The sequence below is a fragment of the Microvirga terricola genome (assembly GCF_011777495.1).
In the GTDB taxonomy this organism is placed as follows: Bacteria; Pseudomonadota; Alphaproteobacteria; order Rhizobiales; family Beijerinckiaceae; genus Microvirga; species Microvirga terricola.
Map to the genome: position 1 here is coordinate 378,573 of NZ_JAATJS010000003.1, position 14,371 is coordinate 392,943.

A 14,371-nucleotide genomic window follows, 5' to 3' on the forward strand; every position below is an offset into this window, starting at 1 on the left:
TTGCGCTTCCGCGGTAGCCCTGAAGAGCCGTTGTCTTGGGCGAGAACTTCAAGTTCCCCAGAGGTTTGCGGGAGGCCAGCAGCAGAACTCTGCGTCATGTTGACACGGGCCTTCGGCTCTGCCGATATGTTCTAGCGTAGTCTCTTGCGGTGCTGACGATGGCTGGCGGGAATAGTCAGGCGGATATCGTTTTCGAGTTTGTCGAGGCTTGCGAGAGTTTCAAATCGGTCGATGAGGTTTTGAGCGCCTTGCGCACGCGGGCGGATGATCTCGGCTTCGCCCATTTCATCGTGACCGGTCTTCCACTGCCCAATCGTCCGCTGGAGCCGCTCGTTCTCCTCAATTCATGGCCGGCGGGCTGGTTCGACCGTTACATCTCCCGCGACTATTTCCGCGTGGACCCTATCGGCCAGCAGGCGCTGGCCACGAGCACGCCTTTTAAATGGGGCCATGCGGCGGAGCGGGGTGAGCGGGTCTCCGCCAGGACAATGATGGGCGAGGCCGTCGAGTTCGGGCTGACGGACGGTTTCTGTGTGCCGATCTACACCGCCACCGGCTGGCAATCCGCCATCAGCTTCGCGAGCCCTCATCGCCTGGACATGGGCCCGAGGGATCTTGCCGCGGCGCATCTTTTGGCAATCACGGCGCACGGTCGACTCAGAGTGCTTCTGGGCGAGGAGCGCCTTATCCGGCAAAGACTGACGCCGCGTGAGCGGGAGGTTCTGACCTGGGCGGCGGCCGGTAAGAGCGCCTGGGAGACGTCGTGCATCCTGTCGATTTCCGAGGCGACGGTCATCACGCATCTCGACAACGTGCGCCGCAAGCTCAACGTCGCCAACACCACGCAGGCCGTCGCCGTCGCTCTCCAGACGGGCGAACTGCAACCGTACTGACCTCCTAAGATCTTCGGATAGGCAAGAGCCGCCCGCGACCGAAAGATCCTCCAATCAGAGTTTGGGGGGCATGATGGTCAGAGTGCATGTGGTCTCTCGGGAAAACGTTGCCGATTACGCCGAGGAGATGAACGCCTATTACCGCTGGCGCCACCTCGTCTATGTCGAGGAGCGGGGTTGGGAAGACCTGCGGCGCGCAGATGGCCTTGAGCGCGACCAGTTCGATACCGACAACACGGTTCATCTTCTCGCCCTCGACGGTTCGGAATTCGTCGGTGCATCGCGGATGCTGCCGATGTCCGAGCCCACGCTCCTGAGCGAAATCTTTCCCAACCTTGTCGAGCGCGAGCCGGTGCCGCGGGATGCTGAGACAATCGAATGGACACGTATGTTCGTCGTGCCCGCCCGCCGGACGGGGCAAGGCCCGAGATCCGTGGCAGGAGCGCTGTTTTGCGGCGTCATGGAATATTGCCTGTCCGTCGGCGCGCGCCGCGTTGGCGGCGTGATGGAGACGTTCTGGCTGCCGCGCTGGCAACGCTTCGGCTGGACGGCGAAGCCCATGGGATTGCCACGGGATATCGGTGGGTCGATGACGCTTGCCGCTTTCGTGGATGTCGATCAGCGCGCGCTGGAAGGTGTTCGCGCGGCGACGGGCTGGACTGAATCGGTTTTAACTTGGAGCAAGGAGACGCATGATGGACGCAGACAAGCTTTCGGAACAGAACCCTTCCGAAAAGCGGGTTAGACGCGGCGAGGGGCATTTTTCGGACTTCAGCCGTGATGAACGTCTGTCTGTCAACTTGCTCGAGATCGCCGCCAAGCTGGTTTCGATGAAGAGTGTGCTCACCGAGCGCGACTTCCAACGCCTGCCGCACCTGCGCGCTCTTCTCAATGCCGCGGACGGTTTGGTGGACGATCTCGGCTATAGCGATTGAACTCAGTCACAACAGCGGTCCCGCTCTGACACGGATGTCAGGCCGGGACCGCTTCTGTTTTCCGCCGTTATCATGCCAGTAGGCTCCACCGGAGGCGCTTCATGTCAGGCAGGCGATTCAACGTCGGCGACCATGTGACCTGGAATTCCGAGGCCGGCCACGTCACGGGGCATATCGTCAAGGTTCACACACAGAACGTGAACTACAAGGGCTATATCCATCACGCGAGCGAGGATGAGCCCCAGTACGAGATCAAGAGCGACAAGACGGACCACATCGCCCTGCACAAGGGTTCGGCGCTCCGCAAGATCACGTGATCGTTAAGAGAGCGGGGCTGTTTTTGCGCCTGCCATCGAAGCCGCATGTGGTACCAGCGCGGTTGGTGCCATGACGCGGAGGTTGGCCATGCGGTATCTTCTTGCAGTCGTCCTGACCCTCTTCCTATTCCAACCGCTTGGAGCGCAGACGATGACGTCTCTTGATGCCGCGCTTATAGAGGCTGCTAACCGCGGCGATGTTGCTTCGGTCAGCGATTTACTCGCCAAAGGCGCCAGCGTCGCGGGGCGCGATGCGCGCAATCGCACGGCGTTGCTCGCTGCCACGCAAGGCAATCACATCGCGGTGGCGCGCGCTTTGATCGAGGCTGGAGCGGATGTGAACGCGCAGGACAATCAGCGCGACAGCACCTATCTGCTCGCTGGCGCCCGGGGGTATCTCGATATCCTACGACTGACGCTAGCGAACGGCGCGAACCTGAAGAGCACGAACCGCTATGGCGGGACGGCTCTGATCCCGGCTTGCGAGCGCGGGCATGTTGAGACAGTGAGGGAACTTCTCAAAACCAATATCGACGTGAACCACGTCAACAATCTCGGTTGGACCGGATTGATGGAGGCTGTCGTTCTTAGCGATGGCGGCACCCGCCATGTCGAGATCGTGAAGATGCTGATCGAAAGTGGGCGCGCCAACGTCAACATTCCCGACAGCGACGGCATTACGCCTTTGCAGCATGCAAAGAAGCGCGGCTTTCGAGAGATCGCCGCGCTTCTGGAAAAGGCCGGGGGTCGCTGACCGCCGCAAGCGGCTTAGTAGAAAATCCTGCGCGGCCGCGGTTCCGGTTCGAACGGTACGGGCTTGGGAGGGGGAGGGTCGAACGGCCCGGACTGGAACGGCGCAGATTCAAATGTCTCCGCGTCAGGTGCGTTGAGCACGACGACCGGCGCGCCGACCGGAACGCGGTTGTAAAGGTCAATGATGTCCTGGTTGAACAGGCGGATACAGCCGCTCGAAACATTCTCACCGATGGACCATGGCTCGGACGTGCCGTGGATTCGGTACATGGTGTCCCGACCGCCGTCATAGAGATAGAGCGCGCGTGCGCCGAGCGGGTTTTCGAGACCCGCCGCCATGCCGCCGGCCCATGGTGCGTTGCGTTCCGGCTCGCGCTTGATCATGGCAGCCGTTGGCGTCCAGCGCGGCCAGGGGGCCTTGCGCCCGACGCTTGCGCGTCCGCTCCAGGCAAGCCCTGCTTTGCCGACGCCGATGCCGTAGCGGACCGCGCGGCCGTTTTCGCGTACGAGGTAGAGATAGCGTGCTCCCGTATCGACGACGATGGTGCCCGGTCGCTCCGGGCCGTTATAGGCCACTTCGCGGCGCAGGAAGCGCGGGTCGACCTCCGAGATATCCGTCGGCGGGATCGGATGCAGCTCATCCGGCTGCTCGCCATACATCGCGAGATAGGCCGGATCGATCCGCGGAACCTGAGGCTGCGGCGGAGCACTCGCCATGCAGCCCGCCATGATCAACGGGAAGAGCAGGGCGCCAAGGCGAAGAGCGGTTTGCGGGAAAGGGCGGCTCTGGACCGGAGCGGCGGCGGACATGGGATTCACGACTCGTATTTTTGGTTGCGGAAGGCGGGGCAGAAAGCCCGCGATGCGACATTGTCGTTTGATAAGCTTGGGCGTGACTGGACCGTGGACCGGGCGTGGCGAAAATGTGGCGCATCTCCGCTGTTGTATCGATGCCACACTCATTCCGTGAGCGGATTTTGTTCTCTATTGTGCGGCCCCCCGCCGCGATTGCTTCGACACGCCATTGGGTCTACGAGCCGGTTAGTTGCGTCTTCACCCCGCTCCTTGGAAAGGTTCGTGCCTGATGAAGTCCTCCTCCATCTCCATGCTCACCGTTTGCGGAATTTCCGAACTGCCGGAGCAGGGCGCGCGCTCGGTCACGCATGTGCTGTCGATTCTCGACCCCGAACATCCCGACCCGGATGCTTTCCAGGCTTACGATCCGCATCATCGGACCATCCTGCGCTTCAACGACATTATCGATCCGCGCCCGGGAATGTTGATGCCAGAGCCCGAGCATGTGCAAGCGGTGTTGCAGTTCGGCGAGGCCATGGCGCAGAGAGGCGGCGAGCGTGTCGATGGGCATCTGCTCGTTCATTGCCATATGGGCATTTCCCGCTCCACGGCAGCGATGGTGACGCTGATGGCGCAGGCCAATCCCGGCGAAAGCGAGGACCGGTTGCTTGAACGCCTTGCTGAAATCCGCCCGCAGGCTTGGCCGAACTCCGTGATGATCCAGTTTGCCGACGATCTCCTGTCGCGCGGTGGCCGCCTCTCCGCGGCCCTGCGCCGCCATTACGGCCGCCAGGTCCGCCGCGATCCTGAGATGGCCAAGTGGATGCGTGAACTGGGCCGCGGTCGCGAAGTCGATATGGCGGCGTAACGAGATCGACCGGCGCTCTCTGCAATAGGTGGAGAGCGCCGGTTTCTTTCACTATCCGACGGCGCGGATAAGCGCGTGGCGTTTGCGCCCGGCGGTCAGCTTCAACATGCCGTCGTTCAGGTCGGGCAGCCCCGCCTCGGCATTCACATCGCTGACGACGAGCCCGTTGAGACGCGCGCCGTCGCCGGCGATCAGGCGTCTCGCATCGCTCTTCGAGGTCGAAAGACCCGCGAGGACCAAAAGCTCTGTCATTGCAATGCCGTTCGCCAGGTCGGACCGTGCGATCTCGAAGGTTGGTAACCCCGCAGCGTTTCCGCCCTCTTCGAATGCGCGCTGCGCGGTTTCCTCAGCCGCCTGCGCTGCGTCGTCACCGTGCGCGAGGCGCGTGACCTCATTGGCGAGGATGCGCTTCGCCTCATTGATTTCGGAGCCCTGGAGTTTGGCAAGCCGTTGCACCTCGTCCAGCGGCAATTCCGTGAAGAGACGCAGGAAACGCGGCACGTCGAGATCGTCCGTGTTGCGCCAATGCTGCCAGAATTCGTAAGGGCTCAAACGGTCCGCATTAAGCCAGACGGCTCCATTCGCCGTCTTGCCCATCTTCGTTCCCGCTGATGTCGTCAGCAGCGGCGTGGTCAATCCAAAGAGCTGGCGCTGATCGACCCGGCGGCTGAGTTCAATGCCGTTGACGATGTTGCCCCACTGATCGGAGCCGCCCATTTGCAGAACGCAATCGTGGCGGCGCGACAACTCCAGAAAATCGAAGGCCTGGAGAACCATGTAGTTGAATTCGAGCAAGGTCAGCGGCTGCTCGCGCTCCAGCCGTGTTCGCACGCTGTCGAAAGTCAGCATGCGATTGACCGTAAAATGCGTGCCGAACTCGCGCAGGAAGGCGACGAAGTGCAGCGGATCGAGCCAGGCGGCGTTGTTGACAAGCGTCGCATCCGTCGCGCCGTCACCGAAAGTCAGGTAGCGCGAGAAGACCTGTTGAAGTCCCACGAGATTGCGGTCGATCTGCGCATCATCCAGCAGCGGTCGGCTTGCATCGCGAAAGCTTGGATCACCGAGACGCGTTGTTCCGCCGCCGACGAGGACGATGGGCTTGTTGCCCGTGCGTTGAAGCCAGCGCAGCGTCATGATCTGGACGAGGGAGCCGATATGCAGGCTGTCGGCCGTGGCGTCGAAACCGATATAAGCCGTGACCGGCCCCGCCGCGAGACGCGCATCGAGCGCGGCGAGATCGGTGCATTGATGCAGAAAGCCGCGTTCGGTCAGAACGTTCAGGAAGTCGGATTTGTGGGTCGGCATTTTGAAAAGTCTCCTTTGAGGCTTGGCAGGAGCCGCTGCCCGGAGACTCGATCACCAAATGAAGATGCCGCCGGGAGCGGCGGCATCGAACGTCTGGTCGCAACCGAACGTGCCGCCCTATGGGGACGGCGTAAAATAGCTGACGAAGGTGTGGCGACCGGTGATCATGGGCGAGAACCTAGCCAGTAGGGCGTCACGCGTCAACCGTGCCCGATGGCGCGGTCTAGCGGCGCGTCGGCGCCTTGCCCAAAGTGCCGAATTTTGTGCCCGCTGCCGATGAGCAATGAGGCGCGTCGTTGCTCGCCAGTTCCTGGATGATCGGGCAATCGGGCCGGCCGTCGCCGTGGCAGGTCGTGGCCAGATGGTTGAGAGTCTCCGCCATCTGCTGGAGTTCCACGATCTTGCGTTGAAGCACGGTGACATGTTCCTGCGCGATGCGCTTGACGTCCTTGCTCGCCCGCTCGCGGTCCTGCCACAGGGAGACGAGATCGGAGATCTGCTCAACGGAAAATCCAAGATCCCGCGCACGGCGGATAAAACGGAGCGTGTGGACATCGCTGTCCGAATACACCCGGTAGCCGGACTCCGTCCGAACGGTCTTTGGGATCAAGGCAATCGACTCGTAATAGCGGATCATCTTGGCCGACACTCCGGATGCTTCAGCCGCTTGTCCGATATTCATGACCTCACGTCCTCTCCGTAAAACGTTCCCCTCAGGCTGCGGGAGCCAGCTCGGGGGTAAAGAAGATATCGGCATGGAGGTCGCCCGCGCCAAGGCCACGCTCGGCAAGAACGGCGCCCACCGCCTCGACCATGACCGGGGGACCGGCCACATAAGCCTTCCACCCATCGCAATCCGCAAGGTCCTGAGCCAGCGCCTCCGACACATTCCCGACCCGCCTCTGCGTCGGTCCGAGAGGCGCGGACAGAACAGGGATGAACGTGAGGTTCGGATGGTCGACCTCAAGAACCGCGAAGCGATCGAGGAGGTAAAGATCCCGCTCGCTGCGCGCACCGAAATAGACACGGATCGGCTGCTTTAAGCCCGCCGCAAGCGCGGTCTCCACAATCGATTTGATCGGCGCAAGGCCCGAGCCGCCCGCGACGCAGACGATGGGGCCGTTGTGCCGTTCGCGCAGATAGGAGCTGCCAAACGGACCTTCGACACGCACCATGTCGCCGACCTTCGCAGAGGAGGCGACATGCTCGCTCGTCGCGCCGGAGGGCACGCGGCGGATGTGAAACTCGAGGATCGTTTTGTCCGGACTGTTCGCCATCGAGTAGTCGCGGGTCGGCGCTCCGGGAAAGGTCAGCCGCGCATATTGTCCCGCAGAGAACGCGAAGGCCTGCCCGTCCTCGATGGCGAGGCGGACGCGCTTGATGTCGTGCGCCGCATCCGAAATCTCGACGATGCGAGTCTGAAGATTCCTTCGCGGATGCTCGACCGCTTCAGCGTCTCCATGCAGCCAGAGAATCTCGCAGGACGATTTCGGCTGTGCGCGGCAAGCCAGCACCAGCCCTTCCTGGCGCTCCTTCTCGGTCAGCGAGAAAGGCGTGTGCGGCAGAAGGTCGACCTCGCCCCTGACGAGGCGCGACTTGCACGACCCGCAGCGTCCCGAGCGGCATCCATGCGGATAGGCGATGCCGGCATCGAGCGCGGCGCTGAGGATCGTCTCGCCCTCCTTCACGACGATGGTCCGTCCCGTCGAGCGGACGTGAATCTGATGGGCCATGGGGCTTTTCCTGGTCCGAAGCGGAGGGTCAGCGTGCGCTTGTGGCAGGCTTCATGGCGACCACAGGCGCGGCTTCGTGCCGTGCCTCGATGGGAGCCTTGAAGCGCCGCAGGCGCAACGCATTGCCCACCACGAAGACGCTGGACAAGGCCATCGCACCCGCGGCGACCATCGGAGAGAGCAGCGTTCCGTCGACGGGGTAGAGAACGCCCGCCGCGACGGGGATGAGGATGACGTTGTAGGCGAAGGCCCAGAAGAGATTCTGGCGGATGTTGCGGATCGTCGCCTTCGAGAGCGCAATAGCATTGACCACGCCGCGCAGGTCGCCGGACATCAGAACCACATCGGCGCTCTCGATTGCGATGTCAGTGCCGGTGCCGATGGCAAGGCCGATATCGGCCTCGGCGAGGGCGGGAGCATCGTTGATGCCGTCGCCGACGAAGGCGATCTTGCCGAACTTGTCGCGCAGGCGCTTCACAGTGTCGACCTTGCCGTCGGGCAGCACCTCGGCGACGACCTCGTCGATGCCGATCTGCCGCGCGATGGCTTTCGCCGTCTTGCTGTTGTCGCCGGTAACCATCGCAACCTTCAGCCCGAGCGCATGCAGCGCCGCGATGGCTTGCGGCGTCGAGGGCTTGATCGGGTCGGCGACAGCGATGATCGCGGCGAGGCGGCCATCGATGGCGGCGTAAAGCGGGCTCTTGCCTTCGAGAGCGAGGCGTTCCGCCGTCGTGACGAACTCGGCGACCGAATAACCGAGCTTCGTCATGAAACGGTCTGCGCCCACATCGACCTTGCGGCCCTCGACGGTTGCCGAGACGCCGAAGCCCGGCACGGCATCGAAGCTTTCGGTCGTCGCAAGAGGGATGCCCTTGCGTTTCGCCGCTTCGACGATGGCTTCCGCAATCGGATGTTCGGAGCGGCTTTCAACTGCCGCGACGAGCTTCAGCACGTCAGTCTCGGAGAAGCCGGGAGCGACAACGAAATCCGTGAGGTCGGGACGGCCCTTGGTGAGCGTGCCGGTCTTGTCGAGAGCGACGATGCCAACTTCCTTGAGGCTCTGCAGCGCCTCGCCCTGGCGGAAGAGAATGCCAAGTTCCGCCGCGCGCCCGGTGCCGACCATGATCGAGGTTGGCGTCGCCAATCCCATGGCGCAGGGGCAGGCGATGATGAGCACCGCGACCGCGTTGACGAGAGCGTAGGTGAGGGCGGGCGAGGGGCCCACGATCATCCAGATCGCAAAGGTGAGGGCGGCAGCGCCCATGACAGCGGGGACGAACCAGGCGGTCACCTTGTCGACCAGGGCCTGGATCGGCAACTTGGAGCCCTGCGCCTGTTCGACCATGCGGATGATCTGAGACAGCACGGTATCAGCACCGATGCGGGTGGCCTTGAAGGTGAAGCTGCCGGTCTTGTTGATCGTACCGCCGACGACTTCCGCGCCGACGGCTTTCTGCACGGGCACCGGCTCGCCAGTGATCATGGATTCGTCGACGAAGGACGATCCCTCGATCACCTGGCCGTCGACAGGAACCTTCTCGCCGGGGCGGACCTGCACGACGTCGCCTGCGATAACGTCCTCCAGAGGGACTTCCACCGTCGCGCCGTTGCGCACGACGCGAGCGGTCTTGGCCTGCAGGTTCAGGAGATGCTTGATCGCGTCCGACGTGCGCCCCTTGGCCCGTGCCTCGAGGAAGCGGCCAAGCAGGATCAGTGTCACGATGACGGCGGCGGCCTCGTAATACACATTGGCCGTGCCGAGTGGCAGCACGTCCGGCAGGAAGGTCGCGACCAGCGAATAGCCGTAGGCCGCGCTCGTGCCGAGAACGACAAGCGAGTTCATCTCGGGCGCCCAGCGCAGGAGCGCGGGAACACCCGTCTTGAAGAAGCGAAGGCCCGGCCCGAACAGCACAATCGTCGTCAGCACGAACTGGAGATACGAGTTCTGGCGATGGCCGATGGTTTCCATCACCCATTCGTGCATGCCCGGAATGAAGTGAGACCCCATTTCGAGCACGAAGACCGGGAGAGTGAAAATCGCCGCGACCATCAGCGCGAGTCGCAGGCTGGCGATCTCGGCTTCGCTCGCCGGACGCGCGTGCTCGCTGTGATCCCCGTGGTGGGCATGAAGTTCTTCAGCCTTGTAGCCCGCGCCCGAGACGGCCGCCTTGAGAGGCCCGACAGCGTCCTTGCCGCCCAACGTGCGGATGGAGGCGCGCTCCGTGGCGAGATTGACTGTGGCGTCGAGCACGCCCGGCACACGCTTCAGCGCCTTCTCGACCCGCCCCACGCAGGAGGCGCAGGTCATGCCCTCGATCTTCAGCTCGACCTTGGTGTCGCCCGGCTCGTAGCCGGCCTTGCGGATCGCTTCCGCCACGGCTTGCGGATTGGCGGGGGAGGGGGCCAGCGACACGGTCGCGCGTCCTGTCGCGAGATTGACGTTCGCGTTGGCCACGCCGTCGACGGCTTTGATCGCCTTTTCGACCCGGCCGACACAGGACGCACAGGTCATCCCCTCGACAGGGATGTCTAGCGTTAAGGGCGCGTTCGGATGCTTGTGCTCAGCCATATCGAATCTCCGGATTCAACTCATTGGCTGATGTCGTGATCCCTCCCACCATGGGAAGGTCAAGTGCCCTCGAGACCAGCGCCTTTCAGGTGGTCAAGATGAAGCAGGCAACGCGTCCCTGATAAGCGGGACCCCGCCTGGGCCGTTGGGCTCTCGGAGCTTCTTAGATGGCCCGGATTGAAACGTTCGCGACAAAGAAGATCACGCCTAGGCCGAAGGTCAATCCGACCCAATCCAGGATATGCGCGATCGCATCGTCAGCGGGGCGTCGTCTTTGTGAAGCGGTCATGGCAGTAATGGATTCAGTGGTTCGCTCGGTCATCGAGCTTGGCCGTCAAATTATGGTTAATTTTCACTCAAGAGAAGAGAGAGATTAGTCTTATGGTCAAATGATACAGCATACCGATGATCAGTATTTGCCGATCTCGTCTCCCAAAGTCCGACCTGATTTGAAGTCCTTAAGCCGCAGAGCACGGGCCGCTGCCCCGTCATTGATCCGACATCTTCTCGCCATAGGCGAAAGATGAAGAGAAGCCTCGCTTGTGCCGTGTCCGGGCGCGGCCTAATTGTTGATTCTTCTTGAGCCGGTGCCGACCGTTGAAGCAAGCCGAAAAACCGGGGCCGATCCTCCGCACCCTGACCTACAACGTGCACCGTTGGCTTGGGACAGATCGGAAAATCGCGCCGGCCCGCATTGTCGAGGTCATCGCCTCCTGCGAGCCCGATATCGTGGCTCTTCAGGAGGTGCGTGCGGGCAAAGTCCACAAGGGCGAGATCGATCAAGCCGCGACTCTCGCCGCCGAACTCGGCATGGATCTGCATTTCCAGCCGACCATCCGAATCTTGGGCGAGCAATACGGCATCGCGATCTTGACCCGGCACCCATCGCGGATCGTGCGATCCGAGAGGCTGCCGAGCCGGGCGCGGGGGCCGGCCTTCGAGAAACGGAGCGCTCTTTGGGTCTCCATCCAGGCCGGTCAGCATCAGGTCCAGGTGGTCAACGCCCATCTCTCATTGCGGTCGGGCGACCGGCGGGCCCAGGCCACCGCGCTGATGGGGGAGGAGTGGCTGGGCCATCCCGATTGTACGGATCCCGCCATTCTGCTGGGCGATTTCAATGCGCCACCCTATTCGCGGTCCTACCGCCTGTTCGCGGACCGGCTGCGCGATGCGCAACTGTCCAATCCCAACGGCGAGCCACAGCCGACTTTTCATACACGCGCGCCTGTGCTTCGCCTCGACCACGTCTTCGTCACGAAATCGGTGGAGGTGGTTGCGGCAGGCCCTGTCCGGAATGCTCTGACCCGCGTTGCATCGGACCATTTTCCGCTTCTCGCCGAACTGAGGGTCCGCAGCCGGTCGCGGAAGGCCGAAGGGGCACCGACGGCACATATTACCCAGGGCGAAGTGCTGTAAATTTTGCAAATAAGCAAGCAGGCCGGGCATTTCTGCAAGGAAACGGATGTTGCCGCTGGGGAATGGCGACACTAGTTTTTGCAAAACTTTATAACATTGAATCGCGCGGGGTGAAGGACGGCCGATGAAGCTTTACTTTTCGCCCGGTGCCTGTTCTCTCGCCTCCCGTATCGTCGCTTGCGAAGCTGGCCTCGCCATCGATTGCGATAAGGTGGATTTGAAGACGCGGGTTACGGCGTCAGGGCGCGATTTCAGCCGCATCAATCCCAAGGGCCATGTCCCCGCCCTGGCGCTGGATGATGGGGAGGTACTCACCGAGGGCGTCGTCATTCTGCAGTATCTGGCGGATCAAGCGCCTGAGACCGGGCTGATGCCGGAAACAGGGTGCCGCGAACGCTATCGTGTCCAGGAATGGCTCAGCTTCATCAGCGTGGAGATCTACAAGGGCTTTGCTCCGCTTTGGACGCCGGCGACGCCCGACGTCGCCCGGCGCATGGCGGTGGAGGATCTGCACCGGCATTTTGGCTATATCGACGGCCACCTGGAGGGGCGCTCCTACCTGATGGGTGAGCGATACACGGTCGCCGACGCCTATTGCTTCACGGTTCTGAACTGGACGGGCTTCCATAGGATCGACCTTTCGGCCTATCCGCGCCTCGTAGCCTTCATGGATCGTGTCGCGGCTCGTCCGAAGGTGCGCGAGGCGCTGAAGGCAGAAGGCCTTTTGCGGGTCGCGTAGGCTGTACGTGCCAGCTTGGGGCCGCCTCAGGCCTTGCCACGAACCGCTTGGGCGGTTAGGCAGCCTGTGATACGGCACCATTGTTATGCTCCCAATTTCTGTCTTCATCATCGCCAAGAACGAGGCCGACCGGATCGGCGAGACCATCCGCGCGGTCCGCGACCTGACGGACGACCTGATCGTGGTCGATTCAGGATCGACGGACGGGACCCAAGCGGTCGCGGAGGAGCTTGGGGCGCGCGTTATTTTCAATGCCTGGCCGGGATATGGCCCGCAGAAGCGCTTCGCCGAGGAGCAATGCCGGCATACTTGGCTTCTCAACCTCGATGCCGACGAGGTCGTGCCGCCCAACCTCGCGGCCGAAATCCGCGCTCTCTTCGCTCAAGGCGAGCCGCCGCGCCAGGCCTACAAGATCCGCATCGCGGAGATTTTTCCGGGGGAGAAGGCTCCCCATCCTCTAGCCTACGCGCTCGCCCCCGTCCGGCTCTACCGGAAGGATTGGGGCCGCTACTCGCCATCCCTCGTCCATGACCGAGTCGACCTGAACCAGGGGACGAAAGTCGGAAAACTCAAGGGGACGGTGCACCACTGGTCCGTGCGTTCGCTCGGCGACCAGCTCGCCAAGCTGAACCGCTATTCCGACCAGCAGGCGGTGGACCTTGAAATCCGCGGCATTTTGATACCCACTTGGCGCGTTTTCTTCGAACTGCCGGCGGCGTTCTTCAAGGCCTATGTCGGGCGCCGTCACGCCCTGCGCGGGACCTACGGCTTCCTGACGGCCATGAACTATGCCGTCTCGCGCCACCTGCGGCTCGCCAAGCACTATGAGAAGCGCCGCCTCAATGCCGTGAAGAAAGAGCGGCGCTAAGCGCTGCTCAACGGCCACGTCATTAGAGGGCCGCGATCACCTGGATTTCGAGCGCATATCGCGGATCGGCCAATTTTGACTCGACGCAGGCCCGCGCCGGGGCCTGCCCTGGGATGACCCACGTATCCCACACGGCGTTCATCTCATCGTAGAAGCCGATATCCGCAAGCCAGATCGTGGCGCGCAGCAGCTTGGACTTGTCGCTGCCGATCTCGGCCAGGGATTGCGCGATCTGATCGAGGATATCCCGCGTCTGATCCGCGACGGAACCGTCGAGACTCGTCTCGGGGACGTAGCCTGAAAAATAGGCCGTATCGCCAAGAATCGCGATGTCGCAATAGCGTGCGGCGACACCGATCCGTTTGATTGTTGTCACGCTGATGGTTCCGTTGTTTCGCTCAAGAGCGCTTTCCTATCACGCGTTCGCGCGCGACGTCAGGGCCGTGTTTGAGGCTCAGGTTATCGAGCCTCCTCCACAGAGAGGACCTCGAGGCGATGAATCTCGCCTGTCCGAGTCGGCCAGGAGATCGATTGGCCCTCGGAGAGACCGATCAACGCGGCGCCGATCGGCGTCATCACCGAAATCCGCTTCTCGGCGATGTTCGCCTCCTCGGGGAAAACCAGGGTCACGCGCTCGGTCCGGCCCGTCTGCTCATCGCGGAAGGTGAGCGTCGTCCCCATGGTCACGAGCTTGGAGGGAATACGGCTCGACGGCACGATTTTCGCGCGATCGAGCTCGGTGGCCAGATAATCGGCCACTTCCGGCATCCGCTCAGTGGCGGCGTCGGCGAGGCGGGAGAGGCGGGCGTAATCGTCCTCCGTCAGGACAATCTTCGGCTTGCGGTTGGAAATGGGTTTGGTGAAAACGTTGGTCATTGCTTTCGCTCGAACGCAGAACCCGCGCCCGCCCGCGACTTCCGGGGCAGGGCGACAGAAAAATCGGATGGGGATGGTGGCATGACCCGAGCAGGGGTGCGCAAACGGCACCGCTCACTCGGGCTACGAATGTGCGATGAGTTGCCCTGCGGAGCGCAGGCCTCGGCAATATGGCGCGAAATGACTCATGAGCGCGATGGTAGTCGGGGGGCTGACATTGTCAATTCCGGACGGGGAAAGCGACCCGGCGGCTGAAAGGCATTGGACGATCCCAAGGCTCGTCCCCATCCATGACGCAAACGGG

The 14,371-nt window shown here is 62.6% G+C and carries 16 protein-coding genes; 9 read left to right on the plus strand and 7 right to left on the minus strand.

What is annotated here, in order from left to right:
- The first annotated feature begins 158 nt into the window (after positions 1-158).
- The 5 genes from HB375_RS10200 to HB375_RS10220 all read left to right on the plus strand — a co-directional run bounded on the left by HB375_RS10200 (position 159) and on the right by HB375_RS10220 (position 2,899).
- Entirely contained in the window at positions 159-893 is a 735-nt protein-coding gene (locus HB375_RS10200; RefSeq protein WP_167672882.1) for a helix-turn-helix transcriptional regulator, read from the plus strand.
- 82 nt (positions 894-975) lie between these two features.
- On the plus strand, positions 976-1,638 hold the full coding sequence (locus HB375_RS10205) for an acyl-homoserine-lactone synthase (protein ID WP_167672883.1): 663 nt from the start codon (positions 976-978) through the stop codon (positions 1,636-1,638).
- The gene (locus HB375_RS10210) at positions 1,589-1,828 is read left to right on the plus strand and encodes a hypothetical protein (protein WP_167672884.1); all 240 of its coding nucleotides are present in this window, start codon (positions 1,589-1,591) and stop codon (positions 1,826-1,828) included. Before HB375_RS10205 ends, HB375_RS10210 begins: the two co-directional genes overlap by 50 nt.
- Positions 1,829-1,929: 101 nt before the next feature.
- The gene (locus tag HB375_RS10215) at positions 1,930-2,145 is read left to right on the plus strand and encodes a hypervirulence associated TUDOR domain-containing protein (RefSeq protein WP_167672885.1); all 216 of its coding nucleotides are present in this window, start codon (positions 1,930-1,932) and stop codon (positions 2,143-2,145) included.
- A gap of 88 nt (positions 2,146-2,233) precedes the next feature.
- Positions 2,234-2,899: an ankyrin repeat domain-containing protein gene (locus tag HB375_RS10220; RefSeq protein WP_167672886.1), complete on the plus strand. Its 666-nt coding sequence runs from the start codon at positions 2,234-2,236 to the stop codon at positions 2,897-2,899.
- 14 nt (positions 2,900-2,913) lie between these two features.
- On the opposite strand, the gene HB375_RS10225 is transcribed toward HB375_RS10220, so the two are convergent.
- Positions 2,914-3,708 (minus strand): L,D-transpeptidase, encoded by a 795-nt coding sequence (locus tag HB375_RS10225; protein ID WP_167672887.1) that lies wholly within the window; start codon positions 3,706-3,708, stop codon positions 2,914-2,916.
- Between the two features lie 274 nt (positions 3,709-3,982).
- On the opposite strand from HB375_RS10225, the gene HB375_RS10230 reads away from it, so the two are divergent.
- Complete coding sequence (locus HB375_RS10230) at positions 3,983-4,561, plus strand: tyrosine phosphatase family protein (RefSeq protein ID WP_167672888.1); 579 nt, start codon at positions 3,983-3,985, stop codon at positions 4,559-4,561.
- Between the two features lie 51 nt (positions 4,562-4,612).
- On the opposite strand, the gene tyrS is transcribed toward HB375_RS10230, so the two are convergent.
- From tyrS to HB375_RS10250, 4 genes are all read right to left on the minus strand, one after another.
- A complete protein-coding gene (gene tyrS / locus HB375_RS10235) occupies positions 4,613-5,866 on the minus strand; it encodes a tyrosine--tRNA ligase (protein ID WP_167672889.1) in 1,254 nt (417 codons plus the stop codon).
- Between the two features lie 223 nt (positions 5,867-6,089).
- Positions 6,090-6,548, minus strand: coding sequence for a Cu(I)-responsive transcriptional regulator (gene cueR, locus HB375_RS10240; RefSeq protein WP_167672890.1), 459 nt, complete (start codon positions 6,546-6,548; stop codon positions 6,090-6,092).
- A gap of 31 nt (positions 6,549-6,579) precedes the next feature.
- Positions 6,580-7,599, minus strand: a complete 1,020-nt coding sequence (locus HB375_RS10245) for a 2Fe-2S iron-sulfur cluster-binding protein (protein ID WP_167672891.1) — start codon at positions 7,597-7,599, stop codon at positions 6,580-6,582.
- Between the two features lie 28 nt (positions 7,600-7,627).
- Positions 7,628-10,168 carry a heavy metal translocating P-type ATPase gene (locus tag HB375_RS10250; protein WP_167672892.1) on the minus strand — a complete coding sequence of 847 codons (2,541 nt, stop codon included), beginning with the start codon at positions 10,166-10,168 and terminating at the stop codon, positions 7,628-7,630.
- Between the two features lie 597 nt (positions 10,169-10,765).
- On the opposite strand from HB375_RS10250, the gene HB375_RS10255 reads away from it, so the two are divergent.
- From HB375_RS10255 to HB375_RS10265, 3 genes are all read left to right on the plus strand, one after another.
- Complete coding sequence (locus tag HB375_RS10255) at positions 10,766-11,584, plus strand: endonuclease/exonuclease/phosphatase family protein (protein ID WP_205800134.1); 819 nt, start codon at positions 10,766-10,768, stop codon at positions 11,582-11,584.
- A gap of 124 nt (positions 11,585-11,708) precedes the next feature.
- Positions 11,709-12,323 carry a glutathione transferase GstA gene (gstA, locus tag HB375_RS10260; protein WP_167672893.1) on the plus strand — a complete coding sequence of 205 codons (615 nt, stop codon included), beginning with the start codon at positions 11,709-11,711 and terminating at the stop codon, positions 12,321-12,323.
- Positions 12,324-12,402: 79 nt separating this feature from the next.
- On the plus strand, positions 12,403-13,191 hold the full coding sequence (locus HB375_RS10265) for a glycosyltransferase (RefSeq protein ID WP_167673257.1): 789 nt from the start codon (positions 12,403-12,405) through the stop codon (positions 13,189-13,191).
- A gap of 22 nt (positions 13,192-13,213) precedes the next feature.
- Here HB375_RS10265 and HB375_RS10270 read toward each other — a convergent pair whose 3' ends face one another.
- Both HB375_RS10270 and rnk read right to left on the minus strand, forming a co-directional pair.
- Positions 13,214-13,567, minus strand: a complete 354-nt coding sequence (locus HB375_RS10270; RefSeq protein ID WP_167672894.1) for a Rid family hydrolase — start codon at positions 13,565-13,567, stop codon at positions 13,214-13,216.
- Positions 13,568-13,650: 83 nt separating this feature from the next.
- Positions 13,651-14,067 (minus strand): nucleoside diphosphate kinase regulator, encoded by a 417-nt coding sequence (gene rnk / locus HB375_RS10275; RefSeq protein WP_167672895.1) that lies wholly within the window; start codon positions 14,065-14,067, stop codon positions 13,651-13,653.
- Positions 14,068-14,371 lie beyond the last annotated feature (304 nt).